Here is a 20,251-nt window from a genome sequence, read left to right as displayed (position 1 = left end):
CTCATTGTAGCCTAAAGCGTTTGCTGTGCGAGAAGCTCCTTTAATTCACTAATTTCAGCACGCAGATCAGCGATTTCTTTCTTAGTTGCCGTCTGGTGAACCTCAGACTCCTCACTAACTGTTTCAACAATCCACGACGCAAGGGTTGCCGTGACAATACCAGTCAGCGCGATTCCACCGATCATGAGGAACAAGGCGATAATGCGCCCCGTCGTCGTCACTGGAAAAAGATCCCCGTACCCCACAGTGGTAATCGTAACGAACGCCCACCACAACGAATCCCCGAAGTTATCAAGCATCGTCCCCGGCGCCCGGCGCTCCACATCAAGCACCGCGATTGCCGAAATAAGAACCAGCATCACCACCGCACTAGCCGCGTAGACAATAATTTTTCCGCGGAATCCCAACGTTACCCGCCGGCCCAGAATCTTTACAAACGCCAGCAGACGCAACATGCGAAGCGGGCGTAGTAGCGGCAAAAGCACGATTGCGAGGTCGAACAGATTTCGCAGAAACCAGGATCGCCGATTATCCGCAATGATCAAGCGTACGCAATAGTCGACAATGAAAACTCCCCAGATTACATTCATTGCCAACTCCATCCGCAACCGGGAAAGCCCCTGGAGATCGCCAATAACTTCCCAGCCGTAAATGACCAGAAAAACCACAGCCAGAATCACCATCGGGAGCTCAGTTCGCTGTTCCCATTTTTCTACTCGACTCATGTTCACACCTCTTCATTTCGCAAGCTCATACGTCACTATATCCACCGGCGGATCAGCAGGCAGTTGCGGATAATGCTGATGCAGTGCCGAATAAAGCTCTGCCAACGAGGCAAAACCATCACGGCGTGCATCATCCTCAGTAAGCTCCGGCAGTTTGCATGTGCGCACCGCAGTTACTACCGCATCCACTATGACCCTCCCAGAATCCTTATCAAACACAATCTGCGCTGGTCCCACCACGAACGGATCATCTAGCCGAATAGTTTGCTTCTTCTGCCCGCTCATTACAAGCGTCTCATACCCCTCCCACATATTTATCTGCTGCGGGGCAAGCGCAGTGCATTCGCGCATCGGGAGCTGGCTCGCTAGTGCTTCATGCAAGCCAGCGTCATCTCGCATAACACACGTGATAGCCGGGTCATAGGCACACAACAACTCACGCCACGGCTTTGGCGGACACACGATTCTGCCAGTTAGCGCGTGTAATAGGACTACGGCGACGGCGGGATCGTCGTCGGCAAAAATATTCTTGGCACGCAACTGCCGAAAATCATTCTCAGACAAACCCGCGATCACGCGGCCAGACCGGGTTTGGACGGTAGCGATGAGCGAGGACGGCGCAGGGCTGTTGCCATGGTCGGAAACCGAGCTGCTGTTGGGTACCGAGCTGCGGGCATGATCCGCGAGCGCATATGCTACAAGGGCGCGCGTAGGTTCAGAAAGCATAGGGATAGTTTAGTGCATGACACACCAGTTACTTTCACAATCCTCGCATTTTCTAAAAGTCCCTCAGTCAGTTACGTAATGCATAAAATGTGGGTTCTGCTCTACAAGGAAATCTGATAGATTAGTTACGTCAGCGCCCTCCCAAGGCTAGAGCTTCGGCTTCCTCAAATGCGGAGGGCCAATTTTTACCTCGGGATTGCCATGGCGAACAATAAGTGCTTTCTTTCAATAGAAGATCAGGTTCTTTTGTTAGAAGAACGCGGTCTTATTATTCATTCCAAAACTGAAGCCGAGGATTTTTGCGATCCCATAATTATTATCGTTTTTCTGGGTATGCTCGAGAATTTCAAGAAGACCCTCGACATGGCAAGAATAATTTCTCCAATGGCATCAGTTTTGACGATATTTCGTCTCTTATGGACCTCGATCAACGTTTGCGGCGATTACTGCTTGAAGCATTAGACATAATCGAAGTTTCCACACGGTCTGTTTTCGCATATGAAGCAGGCAAAATATATGGCAGTGATGCGTTTTATTTAGAAAAAGCAAATTACCTCGCAGTGACACCGGGGCTGGATGATCACATAAACAAAATGCACTCGCAGCTACTGCGGAAGAATCAACCGACAATAGAACGCTACCGACAGGGTGACGACTTCTCTCATGTTCCCGTGTGGGTTGCAATCGAAACAATGAGTTTTGGAACCTTCGCGAGATTATGCCAGTACATGGCAAACAAAGATATTATTTTGAATACGGCTGATTCGTTAGCTATTGCTCGTGAAGGTTTTTCTTCCACATTGCACGCATATTCTTCGCTTCGCAACAAATGCGCACACTATGCTCAGCTCTGGAACCGCTCATTCGACATCTCTTTCAAAGTTCGCCCTAAGGAGAAGCGAGATGCCCCGGATTTTGCACATCCGGGTAGCTATGGCGCGATCATCGTTATTCGGCGCTGGCTGAAGCAACTGGACAAAGATCATGGGTGGTTCGACCAAGTGACACAACCTATTGATAGTAACGACCTTTATAGGTCAGGTATCCTCAAGCCTAAAATGAAGTAGCGAGTCTACTAACAACTCTTAATTCCGTGTTACAACCCGGTATTTTTAGGTTGAATAATTCATTCATGTCACGAATAGAAAATTTATCTTATTAATGAGATTCTAATGAGCTCAAAGCCTGACTATGGTGTCCTTGGCTTTATTTACGAGTAGCTGGTTTCGAATTTTGTAGCGAATGCGGGCAAGAAAGTAGGCGAGTTCTATACCCCACATGAGGTTTCTTTGCTAATGAGCCATATTATCGCCGATCATCTGAGTGACTGGAAAGAAATCAAGATTTATGAAAATTTTCGAGTAGAATGACTAGAAAGTGGCATAACCTAAGCACTCGAGGCGTAGGGGCAGTTTTTGATTAGAAGGAGAACCCCAAACCTCCGTGGAAACTACTCATCAATAAAGAACTTCAACCACAAAACCCGCGGAAGATGGCCGAGCTTTCAAGAACGATCATCGCCAAGGTCGGCCGAGACGAGAACGTCGCCACAAAACCGTCCTCGTGAAAATCTGTGACACCCAACTGCGACATCGCCGACATTTGCGAGGTCGCCCTCACTGACGCGAAGGGAGAGACCAACTAGATGGCAGATCAACGTCTCCAACTCACCTGGTACAATAAAGACAAAGCGCTTATCCCTACAGAAACAGGCAAGTACGGTTACACCTGGGTAGACCCATCGGATCCCCGTTACTGCGAGACCCGCACGCTCGTTTACGACGACTATGTGCAAGGCAACCAGACATCAAAAACGGATGAGTTCGAATACTCCGAGCGTGCTAACCTTGAACCCCAAGACGATAATTTACTAATTCTCGGCGAATCTGGCGACGTGCTCGAAGTACTCACCCGCGTTCCCGAACTCGCCGAAAAGTACGTCGGGCAGGTGAAACTCATCTACATCGATCCGCCGTTCAACACTGCTCAGACCTTCGCTAGCTACGAGGACAACCTCGAGCACTCAATCTGGTTGACCATGATGCGCGATCGACTCTTGCACATGAAGAAGCTGCTTGCCGACGACGGTTCCATCTGGGTACACCTCGACCACGTCGAAAGCCACCGAATGCGACTACTTCTTGATGAAGTATTTGGCTCTGGAAATTTTGTTATCGACATGCAGTGGGAGAAGAAGTATGGAGCAAGCAATAATTCGACATCAATCGCATCGATGACTGACTCAATTTTAGTTTATCGAAAATCTGGGGCATTCCAGCCGTGCCGGCTTCCTCGTACACAAGAAATGAACGCTCGATATACCAATCCAGATCAGGATCCTCGTGGACCATGGAAGGTCGCCGACGGAACGGCTCGACACAACCCATCTAAAAACCAGCACCCGAGCGTGTACGGTATTCAGAATCCATTCACGGGAGAAATGCAATATCCGTCTAGTGGAGCAAATTGGTATTTTCGCAAGGAGATAGTCCGTGAGCATCTTTCCTTCTGGGGTGAGTACGTTGATGGTGATTTTACAGAAAGTGAGAGCAGTGCGCGGGCTCGCATTGAAGGTCAAGGAGTTCAGATCCGAAATGACATTAAACCGCTAGTTTTGAAAGAGTGGAACACGGAAATTGGGACAAACAACCTCTCTCGGTATGGATCTGAAGTGTTGCCGGAATTCTGTCCTACTCCCTTAGGAGGAGTGTTCCTGAAGATCTATCTGAAAGATGTCGCCGGAAGAGTTCCAGTGAACCTTCTTCCACATACAGAAGTTGGTCATACTGATCTCGCTAAAAAGGAAATCAGTGCTCTATTCCTTGGAGAGAAGCCATTCTCAACACCAAAACCCGAGCGTCTCCTGGAACGGATAATTCATATCGGTTCCAATCCTGGTGACATTGTGTTGGATGTGTTTGCAGGTTCGGGTACGACTGCCGCGGTGGCGCAGAAGATGGGGCGGCGTTGGGTGACGTGTGAGTTACTTGAAAGCACCTTCAATACGTTCACGCGGCCTCGGCTTGAAAAGGTTGTCAACGATGAAGATCCGGGTGGAATCACGCGGTCGAAGGGTGAGCGAGTTGACGCGACGAAAGACGGGCTGCCTGATGGGGTGAGTCCGGAGGATGCCGCAAAGTTTACGAGTGTGCTCAACAAATTGATCAAGGACAACCCGGAGTTGAAGAAGAGCGTCGAGGTAAAGGCACTGAAGGCCGCTTCGAAGACGAAGTGCACGAAGGAAGTCGTTAATTGGCGTGGTGGCGGAGGTTTCCAAGTTGCTCACCTATCGCCTGCATGTTTCGACTACAATCCCGAGCTGAATCGGGTGATGCTCACTGCTGAAGCGACAGGCGATACGCTGATCGAGTCGGTCGCTGCCAATCTTGGTTTTACGCTGTTGCACCCGGATGATGACTATATTTTCGATGCTCGCCGTGGCAATGCCTTGTTAAAGGTGGTAGAGGGTGTAGCGACCGTTGAGGTGGTGGACTCACTCGTGTCTCATGTTCAACTAGGCGAGACGATCGTATTAGCCGCCACCACCGTGATGGACGGCGTCCGCCAACGCCTTCGCAAGCAGATGAAAGGATCTCGGGTAATTGCTATCCCGGATGATATTTTCCGCTACGCACAAGGTGGTGATCAGTAATGGCTAAGCGTCTTAACATCAGTTTTGATTCGGATATGTTGGAGTCGATCAGTTCGGAGTTCGACCTGCGCGCTCCTAACAAGGAGGCGCTACGCCAGTTGGTCTTCACCCTCGACGGCGACTACGACTCCACGGTAATGCAGGTGTTAAACCTTGCTACGGGTGTGGGTAAGACCTATCTGATGGCGGCGTTCGTGGAATATCTGCGCCGTCAAGGGGTTGGCAACGTCGTGATTGTCACCCCGGGCAAGACGGTACAGACAAAGACGGTACAGAATTTCACACCGGGTTCGTCCCGCTACATCACCGGCTCCGCGGTGCCGCCTGAGGTGGTCACCCCGCAGGATTACTCTGCCTGGGTGGCTCGCCAGAATGGCGCGGCTCGACTCGCGTTCGGCCGTGAGGTGCCGGTGCTGGCGTTCATCTTCAACATCCAACAGTTGATCGCGCCGAAAGAAGCCGAGGGCGACACCCATGGTGGTACCCAGGATGCGATGCGTCGCAAGCCGCGCCGGTTTGACGAGAACGCTGGTGTGCTTTTTGATTACCTCAAGAACCTTGACGATCTAGTGGTGATCGCCGACGAGTCCCACCTGTACGGGGCGAGTGCAGTGGCATTCAATGCGGCATTGAAGGAACTCGATCCGGCGGCGACGATTGGTCTGACGGCGTCGGTGGACAAGAAGACCGATCATGTCATCTACGAATACCCGCTCTACCGGGCTATTCAGGACAAGTATGTCAAAGCGCCTGTGCTTGCGTTCCGCAAGACTGGATACGGCACCGACGAAGCCTCTGAGGAACAACAGTTACGTGACGCACTGCAGTTGCGCGACCTCAAGCAGGCATACTACGACTCGTATGCTGCGAGCCAGAACCACTCTCACCTCAACGCAGTCACGTTCGTCGTATGTTCGGATGTGGAGCACGCTACCCAGGTTGCTGAACTGTTACGCACTCCGGAGTATCTCGGCCGGGATGAGGCCGTGTTGCAAGTGGACTCCAAGCATGAAGACGAGTTGACCCAGCGTCGCCTCGACGGGCTCGACCAACCTGAATCACCCGTGCTGGCTGTGGTGAGCGTGAACAAGCTCAAGGAAGGCTGGGATGTCAAGAACATCGCCGTCGTCGTGACACTACGGGCCATGGCCTCGGAGGTGCTGACCCAGCAGACTATGGGACGCGGACTCAGGCTACCGTTCGGGAAGTACACGGGCGTATGGCAGATCGACCAACTCGACATCATCGCCCACCAGTCTTTCACTGAACTCCTCAACACTGAGAACATCCTTCAGCAGTTCGGCCTGGAAGAAGCCGTCGCCGAGCCCGACAAGATTAAAGTGGAAGAAGCAATCCGCAAAGCCACCGAAAAAACAGGCACGGGTGCGGGAACAACCACTACCGAGAGTGACAGCGATCAATCAACGGCTAAGGCCGTGCCGGGGCCTTGTACCGGCTCCAACAGTGACGATACCGGTGTGGCCCCTCAACCGGGCACGGTTCTCGTCGGCGGTAGTGTCGATGAGGGTACAGGGCTACCTGGTGTCGGGATTCGCACTATCACCGACTCGGAGGAAAAACTCACTTGGGAGCTTGTCTCGATCGGACGCAACCCCAACTTTGCTGATGTGGCCTATCAATTCCCGGTAACGATGATGAAGGTGCAACAACCTCCCATTGACCTGTCTGAAATCAGTGACTTTGAGATTGAGCAGGCTGCCCGGCGAGTCACTTCCGCCGGGGACGTGCTCTTGCGTAAGGAGATCATCGCTGTCTTGGGCAAGAAGCTACGAGCCGAGGATCGAGAGAGCGCCGAAGTCGACTCCATTCACATCGATGATGCTGACGCGCAAGAGGCACTGATCAAGCTGGTCATCAACATGTCGCTGGTGCCCAAGACCGAACAAACCGCCCGCTACGTCACTACGTTCCTGGTTCCTAGGTTCATGCAGAGTGTGACGTTCACCGGTTGGACAGTCAAGTCCCTCGGCTCGGCTCGCGCCGAGCTACTGGGACTGATTAAGAACTACACGACCGAGACCCTGCGGGCCACCCGCGAGGTGCCGGCTATTCGCCCCAAGTCGATGCCTGGTGAGGGATACACGCTACCACTCGGTGAGGAGGTGCATGACCAGATCGAGAGTCGCGACCAGTTCGTGCGCCACCGGGTCTATGGGGGCTGGTTCAAGTCGCTGTTCGCGGAAGAATCCTTCGACTCTTTCACCGGCGAATACCAGCTTGCCCGCCTGCTCAACACCTCTCCAGGGATCGTGTGGTGGCATCGGCTCCACTCGCAAGACCAGGCATTTGTGTACTACAACGCCAAGGATCGCTACTTCCCCGATTTCGTCGCCCTCGACACCAACGGCGTGCATTGGATCATCGAAGGTAAAGACGAGCGCGGTCGCGACGACGCCAAAGTGCAGGCCAAACGCAAGGCCGCCGAAACTCTGGTACGGCGTCTAGTTGCTGAGGACGCCTACGCCGGCCAGCACTGGGGTTATCTGATCGCTTACGAACAAGACACCGCTCGCGCAGACTCGTGGGAAGACCTGAAAGCCTTCTCCCAACCGGTAAGCAACGCCCTATAGCAGCGAGTTTGTCTGGGCGTATCACGGGGCTCCAGCATTGGGCAGGTCGAGGGTGACGGCCTCGCCCAGTAAGGAACACAAATCCGAACCGGCCTTCAGTGGGTATTCAGACCTTGCACACGACAAAGCCGACTGGACTGAAGCGTCTTAGGCTGTGTTCCGTTTTAAATGAGTGCCAGTTGCCTAGCACATGTTTTGTTATAGACTTCGATTGTCTCGTTTGGTGTGCAGTATCCTAGTGCTCCACGCAGCTGGTGAGTGTTCTACCAGTACGCCCAGTTCGGAGGCGACGAACTCTACCTCGGTAATACCGGCCCGTAGCTGGGAATCTATCGGCTCGGTTTGCAGAGTCCATTAACAGTTTCAGCTAACGCGTTGTTGTATGAATCATCAACTGACAAAGCTGATAAAGCGATCCCATGGTCTGTAAGCATGTTCCCGTTCCGGATCGAGACGCACTAAGATCCATACTCATTGTGATGGGCCAATGAAGCACGGTTACCTTTGACTTGAGCGATTACTTGATCTAATGCTTCTAAAGGCAATGCTTCAGTTTTCATAGTTGAGCGCATTCCCCAGCCAACAATCATCCGTGACAAAACATCGGTAACAAAAGCGATGGAAACGAATTCGGTATGGGTGTGAATCTAGGTAAATATCGGCAACCCACAACCGGCTCAGGCAATCAGCCTTAAAGTAATGTTGCACGAGGCTGGGACGTACATCAGGCGTAGACGGCGGCTTGGTGGTGATCGTTTATCTATCCCAACAAACACCACAGACACCAGCAAGGCACATAGCATGCCATACTTTACAAGCATCCCACGCGTCGTAATCCTTGCCATAAAACCGGCGGATTTCTTCGACTAGCTCGCGATCGCGCACGTATTGTGCTGCCCGCGGACGTGATTTCGCTAGCCGATACCCGCGCGAGGAGTGGAAACCATGATGGTTGTTCGTTCATTACTCGGCAATAGACATAGAGGGGGAGAAATGTCCGCGATACATGTCAATAAACGCGACCATTTCCTGCCTCCCGGGTCGAGTTCTGAAGCGACAAATCAAAGCAAGTTTCAAAATCTCATTCGCCCGTCGAAGTTCCGCATTCTCTTCACGCAGCTGATGTAGTTCAGCAGACTCCTGTCTATCGGCACTAGGTTTCTTCCCAGTATCAGCCTGCTCCTGGAAATACCAGCACCACATCGTTTCCTTTGTAACACCGAGCTTGAACCCAATATCGACCATCACTGATGTCACTGTCACACTCAGGTATTCAAGCGAACGATCCTCAACTAGACGAATCACACAATCCCTAAAGTCTTATGAATAACGTTGAGTCATAACCCAATCCCCATCGAAAAACCGAGGAACAAAAATCAGTACGCTTCATTGCTTTAACCCATCAGCCAAGCAATCCTTGAACAACACCTATCTACTGGCCTGCAACCAAAATATGCCTTCCGTTTCAATAGCAAAATACACTACCTGAACACAACACTCCGCCGAATATTTCCACCGTTGACTTATAACAATCGTCTTTCCGTACGAACACCAGATCCTTATAAAATAGATGTCCGGTCTGCAGGATCAGCTTCGGATAACTTTCTTAAAACGGAGCATATCAACATTACCTGTTGCACATAATTCCTATCATTGTTATAAAACGCCACTATATCCTCATTAGAAACGTTTTCTTTTTTGCCTTTCCGCTCGCCGATCAACTGTCCCATTCTTTCTATGCTGGCCTTATCGCTAAGTGGAAAAGGCGACTTCACCTGTGCAATTCCAACCGTAAGACTACGATCAGAAAATCTATTTACTACTTTTTCTATAAATCTGATTAGCCACGGTCGATTCATATCCTCAAAAATTACAATGGAGTAGATTAGAAGAGGCTCTATAGCATACTGGCGAGATATTTTGAATATAATGATACAGAAGCGCTTATTGACTTTCCTGAAACACTTCCATATATATTTTTCCTCATCATCATTCACGGTTTCCCCCGTCAATGAGACAGGTTCATCTTTTGTTGAATCCAATTTTATAAATATAGCTACCCCTATTCCAATAATGAGGCCAGCCCACAGAGAATCTCGCAAATTTTCGAGGTCAGGTGCAAGCCATCTCAGATCAAGTTCAGCAACAAAACAAAAAATAATCGCCAGGATTATGTACCAAAAAAATAATGCTCCATGTATGAATCTGATAGCTACCTTATTAGATTTTTTAAAAATGCCAATCACATCAAGATAATGTCCAAATAGCAACGCAATTACTATACTCGCTCTCAATGTCCATGAGCCTAAATTTTGTTGTTGACCTATTGATATCAGCAACAGAGCAACTACAAATGCAGGTACAGTTCTAAATGCTAAAAATCGTGCTGACCTTTTAGAAACGGGAAATGTTGTGCGTAGTTCCTGTACTGTCATGTACTTTACTGGAAAATCAAGCGTTCCTTTCCTTAACTCCAGCATCCGGAAGAATCCCCTTACGAAAACTGCGCCGCTTATGCCAAATAATATACTTAACAATTCTCCCTCAATTCTGTCACTACTATGACACTCGACCATGCTATCTACTCACAAGTTAACAGCTTTTACGACTTTGCTCTGATCTCATACACAGATTTACACATCATCTACTCGCACATAACACTGCCGAACAAAGGTTATCTTCCTACACAATGCTAAAAACATAGCTAACCGCTTTTTCGATCCCTGCACATCGGCGTAAGAAAAAGATAACGGAGCGCCAAACTTACTGAATCAAAATAGATAAGCCCCAACGGTGGAAATTTGTATTCCTTGCATAGTGACAGTCACAAATTTCAGCGATATCATTTTCTAAAAATCCTTTCCTGCCACACACAAAAAGAGCAACTATTCTAGTATCAAATTCCCCGAGAAAACGTCAAGAAAACAAAGACATGTTTGACATAGGAAGCTTCCAAAGGAATGAAACATATTCGGCAGGTCGATTGCAAGTGGCGATAAGAAAGGCGAGCAGTTCCATTTCAATAGGCCCTGCAGGAAAGACTCGGACATCTCCCGGTGTATCAGCACCGACCGCAAGGAGCATGGTCAATTCATCGTCCATTGAGGTTTTGGTGGATTGCTTTAATACTGTTAGCCGGTGACCCTCTGGTAGCAGCCCGGCAAAGAATGCCGGAAGAGCTCCCCCTGGGCGCACAGCCTTTTCGCCTAACGGCAACGAAAATGAAACCGGTTCGCCACTATAATCAGGAAGGTAGGAAAATTCGACGTCTCCATTAGGTAGACGAGTTAGTGTTCCTGCATGCAGATCTCCTTTATATACATCTGCGCTTTCAACAAACCGTAAATCGGGGAGTTCCATAGCCAGCGATTGTTTCACGGCAGCACCACCTGAACCTCTAAACCAAGGGTTGCTGCAACAGCCAAAAGAGCTTTCAGACTCGGGCTTGCCTCGCCTTGTTCGAGCTTACGCACAGTCCGATCTGACACGCCCGCAAGATCGGCTACCTGTTGTTGAGTAAGTCCATATTCTTTACGAGTCGTTTTCAGTTTCTGGGCGATCGACGTCGGAGCACCAGCAACACTGACAGCAGAAGCTTTTTTCGGAAGGATATTTCCGGTTAAGGTATTCATGACCATAAGAATACCCTAGGTTCACTACTTTCGGAACAATTTTTCCGAATTCCCATTTTTTATCAATATCATGGACATACAGACAGTTTTTTCGGAAGGATATTTCCGAGTGGATCCACCCGGATGAGCAACGCTAGCCCAGCAACCGTGCGTAAGGAAAACTCGGCAATAGCGCAAACCTAGCTCATATAGACCTCGGTTTGCGCTATTGCCCAGATTCGCAGACCCGGGTCACTCAGCGAGTGGCTTAGTGGCGATAATTCCAACAGCACATAAATTATCTGCGTATTCATCAAAGATCGCCCGCATCGCAAGCATACGTTTGCGGCCTGCCGGATTAGTGATCATGTTTTTAACAATCCGAAGCACGCCTACTAGACCTTCGTCGGCAAGCAGGCGTTTGGGTTCCAGCAAGCTCATGGAGTTACTGTAGGTGAACTCGACGGCAAGCCCGGCTTCGGTTAGAAGCTGCTGCCATTCTGGCATTGTGAGAGGCCTAGCTCCAACCTTGATCGTACGTGAAATCTCTTTTTGTAATTGCTGAGCTAGTTCGGGCGCAATATCGTCCGGAATCAGCCCCATTTCATGAATGACATATTTGCCACCCGGTTTCAGCAATCGCGCAGCCTCACGCATTGTCGCTATCTTGTCAGCAGGCGACATCATGGTAAGCATTGCTTCGCCCATCACCATATCTGCCACACCGTCTTCAAGACCAGTATCCTTAGCATCGGCGGCTACTAAACGACTAGCGACGTGCGGATAGTTCTTGAGAATTCGACTAACGTCCGAGGTACCTTCCGTGTGCGGATCTACTCCGATGTAACTGCTCGGCGGTGTCTGAAGCAACAAACTAGCTGTTTTACCTACGCCTGGCCCAAACTCTACAACCGTCTGTGTAGGTTTCAGTTCGGCGTGCTCCAGCAAAGTGGTGGTCATTTCTAGCCCACCAGGGCGTAGCACCCGCTTCCCCATTTTGGCTAGCAGCCAGTGACCCTGTAGTCGATTTTCTTCTGGACCGCTCCGAGCACCTTTTATATCACCGCTCATGAAGTTTCCTCCGAAGTTGGTTGAACAACTAAAGTCAACGACATATAGGACGGTTCTACTGCTTCAACCGCATGACGTTCATTCGGCGCAAGATAAATAACATCTCCACCGCTAACGGTTTGCACCGCATCGGAAACCGTGAACAACATTTTCCCAGAGAGAATATTGACGATCACTGCCCGCGAAGATGAGTGCTCGGTTAACACTTGACCGGCATCCATCGAAAACATCACATGACGCAGCAATTCGTTATTGACCACCACTCGCGACGTCGTCGAATTCTTCACTACAGGTAAATCGGCCAAAACATCAGCTACCACAACTGATTCCGATAACAGGGTTGGCGACATCTTACACTCCTCTATATAGGTTAGGTTAACCTTACCATAGCTATCCTGGAGAAAGATGCCCGTTTCAGGGCCTGGTAACTAGTCAGGTGCACAGTAAACCCGGCAATAGCGCAAACCGAGGCTTATATGAGCTAGGTTTGCGCTATTGCCGGGTTTTCCAGACGCTAGTCCAGCGGCTCCATGCTACCAACACCAATCCCGCCAGCCTCGCGCGCCGCGGCCTTAGCCTCATGCTCCAGCGCGCCCAGCTCCCCGGCAGTTTCGTCCGGATGGGTAGCCATGAGCCCCACGCCGTACGCGAGCCCGCCGCCAACAATTCCTAAATAAACGATCATCATTACTACGGCTGAAGCACTCATGCCCGGCCCCCTTCTGTTAGCTCTTCACTACTTTCACCACGAACATCAACGGCAACCGGATGCGGCTGGTCGGCCGGCCGATCAACGTCGAAGTCGTACTCAACCGGAGCCTGCAGTTCAGTTTTCTTAGCCCACGGCAATCGACTCATCACAAAACCAACTACCCAAATCAACAGGGCTAATCCCCAGCCGAACACCAGCAGCTGCCCGGTGGTATAGCCTCCATACGGGTTCGTCAACAGTTCGCGAGTGTCACCAACCAAGGTCACCGCCAATACGAACGGGGTAAGGACGCCAACTGCAGCAACCCACCAGCCGCGCGTACGAATCGTTGAGATAGCATCCAAATGCCGCGAAAGCACTGGGAACATCTTCATGCCCCACCCCACAACCAGCAAAGTCACCAGGGCGATCATCACGATGCCGAACACGTTGATGAACTTATCCATGATGTCCAAGGTCGCAAGGCCCGTCGTCGTCGGCAATAACGCCACAGAGATCGCGCCAGCCAAACCACCAACAACCATCACAGCCTTGCGGCGTGCCCAACCGAACTTGTCCATTGCAGCCGAGATCGGCACCTCGATGATCGAAAACATTGACGTGAACCCGGCCAAGAACAGCGAACCAAAGAACAATGCACCAAACAATGGACCGCCCGGCATCAGCGAGATGATCTTCGGGAAAGCGATGAACGCCAGCCCGATTCCAGACGAAACTACGTCGCCAACTTCTTGACCCGACGTCGTCGCCATATATCCCAACACCGAGAACACTCCGATGCCAGCCAGCACCTCGAAGGAAGAATTCGCGAAGGCAACTGTCCAGGCGGTCGTGGTCACGTCAGTACGACGCTTCAAGTAGGACGCCTGCGTCAACATGATGCCAAAACCAACCGCGAGCGAATAGAAGATCTGACCGTAACCAGCCATCCATACCGATGGCTTTAACAGCGCCGACCAGTCCGGGGTAAACAGCGTATCCAAGCCAGCAGCCGCACCTGGCAGGAACAGCGCACGCACCGTGATCGCCAAAAACAGCACGATTAACAACGGCACAGCAACCTTCGACACCTTACCTACGCCGCGCTCGACGCCATGGGACATGACATAGAGCAACGCCAGCCAGATCAGCGCCAAGCCGATGGTCAAACTCGGCAAATATCCGGCGCTGAAAACCCGCGAGCCATCAACCTGCAAGAACTCCTTGACGAAGAACGCTTCGGGATCATCGCCCCACGCCAACGTCAGCGAATAGTAGGCATAGAATGCCGACCACGCCAAAATTGCCATGTAGTAGACCGCGATAAAAAACGTCACCAAAGTTTGCACCCAGCCAAACATCTCGGCCCGGCGCGAAATCCGGCGGAACGCCAACGGCGGCGCACCACGGAACCGGTGCCCGATCGCGTAGTCGAAGAACAGCATCGATACGCCGCCTGTCACCAGCGCGATCACGTACGGCACGAGGAAGGACCCGCCGCCGTTCTCATAGGCGATATACGGGAACCGCCAAATGTTCCCTAACCCAATCGCCGAGCCAATTGCGGCAGCAAGAAACACTGTCCGAGACGACCAGACTTCTCTACCTGTTGTTGTAGACATAAAAAGACACCTTTGCTGGAAATGGATTGACAATCAAAACGTGCGAAACGCGATATAAAAAATCCCCGAACCAAGAAGGTTTCGGGGTGGGGTGCGCAGGACTGCGGATGGCGGCTTCTCTAGCCTGCACACCCGCTAATAATCTCTAAACTCTTACGCAACATGGTGTTTACAGTATCATTACCATTTCCATAACGTCAAGCTGAGTGCCCTACACCACGTGGACACTCAGCTTGCCCGCCGTTAAGACAGCACGCGATCATTCTCCATAATCACCGGCTGGCTATAGTCTTGATCTGGCCCGTCATCGTACATCGAGCGCAGATATGTCACCAGTTGGTCGCGCGATTCAAACCAGCTCGCCCGATACGGCTGATCGAACGCCAGCTTCTCCACAAACAACAACTTCCCCGGCTCGTTTTCCACCAGCACGCCCACGTGCCCAACGAACATCGCCGCGCGCTCTGGATCGATATTGTCGTGCATAAACACCGACACCATCGACGCCTTACCCGGCGTAAACGTAATCTGGTGATCGGCAAAATACGCCGCAATATCCTTCGCATGCTGCGCAGAATCCTTCGCCGCCACGGTCGGCACGCGCCCATATAGCGCCATGAACGCATCGCGCTCACCAGCATTAAATATCGCCGGCGGAGTATCGATAGACTCTGCGTCGAAGAACAGTTGCGAATCGTCCGCGCCGTCAGTCTTACCAACAGTCACCAGTTCCCGCCCCAGCGTAAACGTGGTGATTCGGCAATTCGTTAACGGGGCAGCTTTGTCTTGCGCAGCCTGAATAATCGCAAGTTCATCCATTTTCTCCGTTGCGCTCAGCGGCACGAAACCTTCTGAGACTAACGACGACGTCGGCACGTTCCCATTGAACCGTTCCACTTGACGCGCAAACTCATCCAGCGCCGCCTGACTGATGCCAGCTTGGCGCAGTTGGGCAAAAACTTCCTCGCGAGTCGCCGCATCGACCAAATTGCTGGTACGAACCGACGCAAGATCCGGGTTACTATCCGGCTGGCTCGCCTCGCTCTGACTCTGCTCTGCTGGAGCAGAATCCGGGACAGACTCAACCGCTGGCGAACAGCCAGTAAGAACAATACTCACGGCCGCAACTACCGGCCACAGACGCATAAAACTTTTCATCTCTTAAGTTTACCCAATCGCGGCCAACCGTAGCGTTTGACAAGAATCACAAGGGCGATCACCCCAAACACACATTGCGGAATTAGCGATACCGCGGCAACAGCCACGTTGGACGTTGCGTCGTCGTCGACATTAATAACGACGACGGGCGCAATGTTCACTGTCCAATGCAACCCAGCTGCAAGCAAACCCCGCTGCCACCAAGAACCGGCAACCATCATCTCCAAGACCAACGAGAGTGCCACACACGTCAACGCAAAAATTACAAACCCCGCCGGATCTAGCAACTGGTCGCCGTGCCATGCCGCCCAGATGATGCCAACCAGGCTCGCACCCCAGATCGCGCCGAAACGCTTCACAAACAACGGCTGCAAAAACCCACGCCAGCCGATCTCTTCGACCAACGCGCCCAAAAACTGCACTGTCAAGAAGCCGACCAAATGCCAATCCGTAAACATGGCACGATACGAACCCACCTGCAGTAACTCCGCGAGCGCCCAGGTAGCAAGAACATATCCGAGACACACCACAATAACTATGCGCGAACGTCTACCAAACTCCCCCACACCCGTTGGCGCCACCGGCAAGAACGGTGTCAACCAACTTCGATACAACAACCAGGTAGTGGCCAAACCCAACGTAGGACTCAGCTGCGGAAAAGCGATGTAGTCAAGACTCACGCCCAGCCATAACTGCAGAGCAATCAACCACAGCGAATGAAACAGCGTCGCGGCAAAGAACGTGACGATCGGACGCCACGGCAATATCGGACCCGATGACGTTTGCACCAAACTCACATCATTCATCGCCAACTCCTTTAGCCACTGCGCTTCATAAACATTTACACGGCAAACTTTACTCGGAAAAGCGGGCGAGGATTCTATGCAACGGTTCCGCCCTCAACGATACGTGCAGGAAAAAACACGGATGACAAATCAGTCTCACCGTTGAACCGAGCTACCGTGCAATCTACGCACATTCTGCCCATCTCATAACGATCCGTACCGCACTCGGTAGTCCGCAATGACCGCTCAGATTCAATATGATAACTCCCGCCAAACGAGACAAGTGAATAATCTTGCCCAACCGTCAACCCGAACCTCGGGGAAATCGACATCAACGTTGATAATGCCTCATAGTTATCTCCCATAACTACAGTGTGCTCAGAAGACTGCGAGAGCCTATCTAAAATGTCGAAGGCACTCATCGGGCTCGATGGAAGCCGCAAGATAGTAACATCGTTACTCAAACTCTGTTGGTCTTGACGTACACCCTGGATCATGAGCTCCGAAGCTCGGACAAAATCTGAACGGTCTTCCGACCGAACCACAACCAAACTCCGACGAAATCCACGTTCTGCGCTATATTTCATGGCCCGATGACCAATATCAACGAAATCCGATTCAATAAATGGCACATGGCCAGTACCAGGAGATCCTAAAAATATAGCTGGAATATTCTCTTCCTCAACAATCGGCTCACGCCAATCATTACTGACAACTTCCATCATAATGAGCGCATCAACAACCCGTGACCGGAGAAAATACCGAAAGTCCTCTGGCTCGGAGGTTGCCAGAACTGGAATAGTCAAAACGATGCCAAGATCTGCCGCACGGTCTTTCATACCAGATATATACTCGCCAGCGACCTCATCGATTCCATGGTCACCAACGCTAAAATGCAACCCAATTGTTCGTAACGATCTCGCAGCGAGATTACCGGCCCAACGATGCGGAACGTAGCCAAGTTCCTCGATTGCTTTCCGTACCCGCATCTGTGTTTCCGGCGTGGTTGGTCTCTCGCCATTAAGCACATAGGACACAGTTGATGGCGACACGCCCGCAAGCCTAGCTACATCCGCACGTGTCGCCATCAAGTACCCCCACTATTGTTGTGTCAGCCAAACTGCAGAATTTGCATCTATTTCACACGTATCTGATTGTAAACGATACCTACCGGTGGATACTATAACACTGAATTTCCCTTGGATCACCGCTGGTTTATCACCCATATTTAAAGCAAGTATTATAGGCCCATTTTGCCCTAGCAGAAGCTCACTATTCGTATTCTGGATCCAGCTGAAATCACCAGCACCGAGATCGTATTGTCGGCGAAGCCCAATCATCTTTCGGTACATATTCAGCACAGAACTTGGATCCTGCTCCTGAGCCTGCACCGAAAACCGATGCCAGTCTGTAGGTTGAGGGAGCCAAGGATGCACTCCAAAACCAGTATCTTGTGGATCTGATTTCCATGGTAGTGGCACTCGGCACCCGTCGCGCCCACGGACGCGGTGCCCAGTTCGTAGCCATGTCGGATCTTGTCGTGCATCGTCTGGCATATCAGTTACCTCAGGTAGCCCCAGCTCTTCACCTTGATAGATATAAGCGGAACCAGGAAGTCCCAGAGTAAAAAGCGTCATTGACAGGCCTCGTTGTAAACCTAAATCACGATCTGGTTGTGGATCGCCGATACCGATTCCGCCTTCTGTACTATGCCCCGGATCAAATCCGAATCGAGATGTATGCCGGACAACGTCATGATTGGACAAGACCCATGTCACTGGAGCGCCAACGTTTCCCATTTCACGCAATGTCTGGTCAATAATGTGGCGTAGCCTCTCCGGACGCCAGCCGCACTTAAGATAGTCAAAATTGAATGCTTGGCTCATTTCCTCTTCACGCACATAGAGTGCGCCACGGGCGGGTGGATCAACCCATGCTTCAGCCACCATCATTCGATCTGGACCGTATTCGTTTAGTACATTGCGCCATTCACGATATATGTCATGTACACCGTCTTGATCGAACATAGGACCAGAATCTAGTTCGTCTGCTTCCCGTTTTCCAGAGCCCCATCGATCTGGCCCTACTTCGTCATCAGGCAACCCTGCTTGTTTAACCAAGCCATGAGCAACGTCAACCCGAAAACCGTCAACGCCCAAATTACACCAGAAACGGAAATAGTCAAGAAATATATTATGCACATCCGAATTATTCCAGTCGAAATCTGGTTGTTCCGGAGCAAATAGATGCAAATACCACCAGTCCTGATCTTCTGCCTTACCTGTCAATGGTTCGACTGGCGACCATGCTGAACCACCAAACATTGACCCCCAATTGTTTGGAGGTTGGCCGATCGAATGCCGGAAAATATAGCGAGCACGCTCCGGCGAATCATGTCCGGCGCGCAGTGCTTCCTGGAACCAGACATGTTCACTGGAAGAATGATTAGGAACGACGTCGATAATCACTTTAATTCCAGCTTCATGCGCACGGGTAATCAGTTCTTTTGCATCCTCTAATGAGCCGTATTCAGGATTGATGTCAAAATAATCAGCAACATCGTATCCGGCGTCTACTTGAGGCGAAGGATAGAAGGGCGAGATCCAAATTGCATCTACACCTAAGTTTCGTAAATAATCAATCCGATCGATAATACCCGTAATATCACCGATTCCATCCTTATTCGTGTCATTAAAGCTACGTGGGTATACCTGATAGATGACAGCTTTACGCCACCATTGATTCAGATCTTTTCGCATTGTAAACCTTTCAATAGATTAAGACTTAACTCCACCGGCTGCCAGCCCAGCAACAATTCGGCGTTGGAAAACAAGAACCAAAATCACCAAGGGGATCGTTACAACAATTCCAGCTGCCATTTGCGACCCATACGGCGTTTCGAATTGGGAAACTCCACCAAACTTTGAAATCGCCACAGGCGCTGTTTGCATCGCCTGATCATTGACCATCGTGACTGCAATCATGAATTCATTCCAAGCATTGATAAAGACAATGATCGCAGTAGTAAAGACGCCTGGAGCAGCTAGAGGCATAATAATTTTTCGAAATGCCTGGCCTGGTGTGCAACCATCGATCATGGCTGCTTGTTCAAGTTCGCGTGGCATCTGCCGGAAGAAACTATGGAGATTCCATACTGCTAACGGCAATGCGAAAGACAAACTAGGCAAGATCATCGATTGATAAGTATTGATCCAGCCTATACCAGTAAACAACTGCAAAAGTGGAACAACAATCGCGACTATTGGAAACATCGAGGTAGCCACAATAACCGTAAGAATGAAGGTTTTCCCCCGAAACTCTAAACGTGCCAAAGCATAGGCGGCAAACGTTGCAACTAGTAGGGCAAGAATTGTGGTTGTACCTGCAACGATTACTGAATTAATCAAAGCACGGCCAAATCCACGCGATGGATCGAAAACAGCTCCGTAGTTTTCAAAACTCACTTCACTGGGCCACAGCGATGTCTCGAAAATTTTAGTAGCTGGGCGGATTGAAGAGACAAACATCCAGTAGAAAGGTGCCAGACAGAAAACCACGATGGCAATGATGCCAACTACCGAGGATGTATTACCAAGTTTTTTCTGAAACTTTTTCATCT

The 20,251-nt window shown here is 50.7% G+C and carries 19 protein-coding genes; 4 read left to right on the top strand and 15 right to left on the bottom strand.

Translation table 11 applies throughout. The annotated features are described in order from the left end of the window. Nucleotides 1-11: 11 nt before the first annotated feature. Together BLT51_RS03800 and BLT51_RS09240 are read right to left on the bottom strand one after the other, a co-directional pair. Nucleotides 12-725, bottom strand: a complete 714-nt coding sequence (locus BLT51_RS03800; RefSeq protein ID WP_091280100.1) for a potassium channel family protein — start codon at nucleotides 723-725, stop codon at nucleotides 12-14. Nucleotides 726-737: 12 nt separating this feature from the next. Further along, nucleotides 738-1,451, bottom strand: a complete 714-nt coding sequence (locus tag BLT51_RS09240; protein WP_197672593.1) for an ASCH domain-containing protein — start codon at nucleotides 1,449-1,451, stop codon at nucleotides 738-740. Nucleotides 1,452-1,750: 299 nt separating this feature from the next. On the opposite strand from BLT51_RS09240, the gene BLT51_RS03790 reads away from it, so the two are divergent. The 4 genes from BLT51_RS03790 (at nucleotide 1,751) to BLT51_RS03775 (ending at nucleotide 7,694) form a co-directional block, all read left to right on the top strand. Beyond that, on the top strand, nucleotides 1,751-2,518 hold the full coding sequence (locus tag BLT51_RS03790) for an Abi family protein (protein ID WP_091280098.1): 768 nt from the start codon (nucleotides 1,751-1,753) through the stop codon (nucleotides 2,516-2,518). Between the two features lie 153 nt (nucleotides 2,519-2,671). Beyond that, complete coding sequence (locus BLT51_RS03785) at nucleotides 2,672-2,821, top strand: N-6 DNA methylase (RefSeq protein ID WP_231943995.1); 150 nt, start codon at nucleotides 2,672-2,674, stop codon at nucleotides 2,819-2,821. A 275-nt stretch (nucleotides 2,822-3,096) separates the two neighbouring features. Then, nucleotides 3,097-5,103 carry a site-specific DNA-methyltransferase gene (locus tag BLT51_RS03780; protein WP_172801313.1) on the top strand — a complete coding sequence of 669 codons (2,007 nt, stop codon included), beginning with the start codon at nucleotides 3,097-3,099 and terminating at the stop codon, nucleotides 5,101-5,103. After that, on the top strand, nucleotides 5,103-7,694 hold the full coding sequence (locus BLT51_RS03775; RefSeq protein WP_091280096.1) for a DEAD/DEAH box helicase: 2,592 nt from the start codon (nucleotides 5,103-5,105) through the stop codon (nucleotides 7,692-7,694). Before BLT51_RS03780 ends, BLT51_RS03775 begins: the two co-directional genes overlap by 1 nt. Nucleotides 7,695-8,657: 963 nt before the next feature. On the opposite strand, the gene BLT51_RS03770 is transcribed toward BLT51_RS03775, so the two are convergent. The 13 genes from BLT51_RS03770 to BLT51_RS03710 all read right to left on the bottom strand — a co-directional run bounded on the left by BLT51_RS03770 (nucleotide 8,658) and on the right by BLT51_RS03710 (nucleotide 20,249). Beyond that, nucleotides 8,658-8,999, bottom strand: coding sequence for a hypothetical protein (locus BLT51_RS03770; protein WP_091280095.1), 342 nt, complete (start codon nucleotides 8,997-8,999; stop codon nucleotides 8,658-8,660). A gap of 254 nt (nucleotides 9,000-9,253) precedes the next feature. Next, entirely contained in the window at nucleotides 9,254-10,129 is an 876-nt protein-coding gene (locus tag BLT51_RS03765; protein WP_157672886.1) for a hypothetical protein, read from the bottom strand. Between the two features lie 481 nt (nucleotides 10,130-10,610). Continuing rightward, on the bottom strand, nucleotides 10,611-11,072 hold the full coding sequence (locus BLT51_RS03760) for a HipA N-terminal domain-containing protein (protein WP_231943984.1): 462 nt from the start codon (nucleotides 11,070-11,072) through the stop codon (nucleotides 10,611-10,613). After that, entirely contained in the window at nucleotides 11,069-11,326 is a 258-nt protein-coding gene (locus BLT51_RS03755) for a helix-turn-helix transcriptional regulator (protein ID WP_091282547.1), read from the bottom strand. Before BLT51_RS03755 ends, BLT51_RS03760 begins: the two co-directional genes overlap by 4 nt. A 231-nt stretch (nucleotides 11,327-11,557) precedes the next feature. After that, entirely contained in the window at nucleotides 11,558-12,376 is an 819-nt protein-coding gene (locus BLT51_RS03750) for a methyltransferase domain-containing protein (RefSeq protein WP_091280089.1), read from the bottom strand. Further along, nucleotides 12,373-12,726, bottom strand: coding sequence for a cupin domain-containing protein (locus BLT51_RS03745; RefSeq protein ID WP_091280086.1), 354 nt, complete (start codon nucleotides 12,724-12,726; stop codon nucleotides 12,373-12,375). Before BLT51_RS03745 ends, BLT51_RS03750 begins: the two co-directional genes overlap by 4 nt. 164 nt (nucleotides 12,727-12,890) lie before the next feature. Then, the gene (locus BLT51_RS03740) at nucleotides 12,891-13,085 is read right to left on the bottom strand and encodes a methionine/alanine import family NSS transporter small subunit (protein ID WP_091280083.1); all 195 of its coding nucleotides are present in this window, start codon (nucleotides 13,083-13,085) and stop codon (nucleotides 12,891-12,893) included. Further along, a complete protein-coding gene (locus BLT51_RS03735; protein WP_091280082.1) occupies nucleotides 13,082-14,689 on the bottom strand; it encodes a sodium-dependent transporter in 1,608 nt (535 codons plus the stop codon). Before BLT51_RS03735 ends, BLT51_RS03740 begins: the two co-directional genes overlap by 4 nt. 243 nt (nucleotides 14,690-14,932) lie before the next feature. Beyond that, nucleotides 14,933-15,847 carry a DUF4300 family protein gene (locus BLT51_RS03730; RefSeq protein WP_091280075.1) on the bottom strand — a complete coding sequence of 305 codons (915 nt, stop codon included), beginning with the start codon at nucleotides 15,845-15,847 and terminating at the stop codon, nucleotides 14,933-14,935. After that, nucleotides 15,844-16,653, bottom strand: coding sequence for a CPBP family intramembrane glutamic endopeptidase (locus tag BLT51_RS03725; protein WP_091280073.1), 810 nt, complete (start codon nucleotides 16,651-16,653; stop codon nucleotides 15,844-15,846). Before BLT51_RS03725 ends, BLT51_RS03730 begins: the two co-directional genes overlap by 4 nt. A gap of 74 nt (nucleotides 16,654-16,727) precedes the next feature. Continuing rightward, entirely contained in the window at nucleotides 16,728-17,720 is a 993-nt protein-coding gene (locus BLT51_RS03720) for a LacI family DNA-binding transcriptional regulator (protein WP_091280070.1), read from the bottom strand. 12 nt (nucleotides 17,721-17,732) lie between these two features. Next, nucleotides 17,733-19,391, bottom strand: a complete 1,659-nt coding sequence (locus BLT51_RS03715) for a glycoside hydrolase family 13 protein (RefSeq protein ID WP_091280067.1) — start codon at nucleotides 19,389-19,391, stop codon at nucleotides 17,733-17,735. 18 nt (nucleotides 19,392-19,409) lie between these two features. Then, nucleotides 19,410-20,249 carry a carbohydrate ABC transporter permease gene (locus BLT51_RS03710; protein ID WP_091280065.1) on the bottom strand — a complete coding sequence of 280 codons (840 nt, stop codon included), beginning with the start codon at nucleotides 20,247-20,249 and terminating at the stop codon, nucleotides 19,410-19,412. Nucleotides 20,250-20,251: the final 2 nt, after the last annotated feature.

The sequence above is a fragment of the Arcanobacterium phocae genome (assembly GCF_900105865.1).
Taxonomy (GTDB): Bacteria; Actinomycetota; Actinomycetes; order Actinomycetales; family Actinomycetaceae; genus Arcanobacterium; species Arcanobacterium phocae.
The sequence above is the reverse complement of the archived record's forward strand: the minus strand, read 5'-3'. Positions and strand labels throughout refer to the sequence as shown.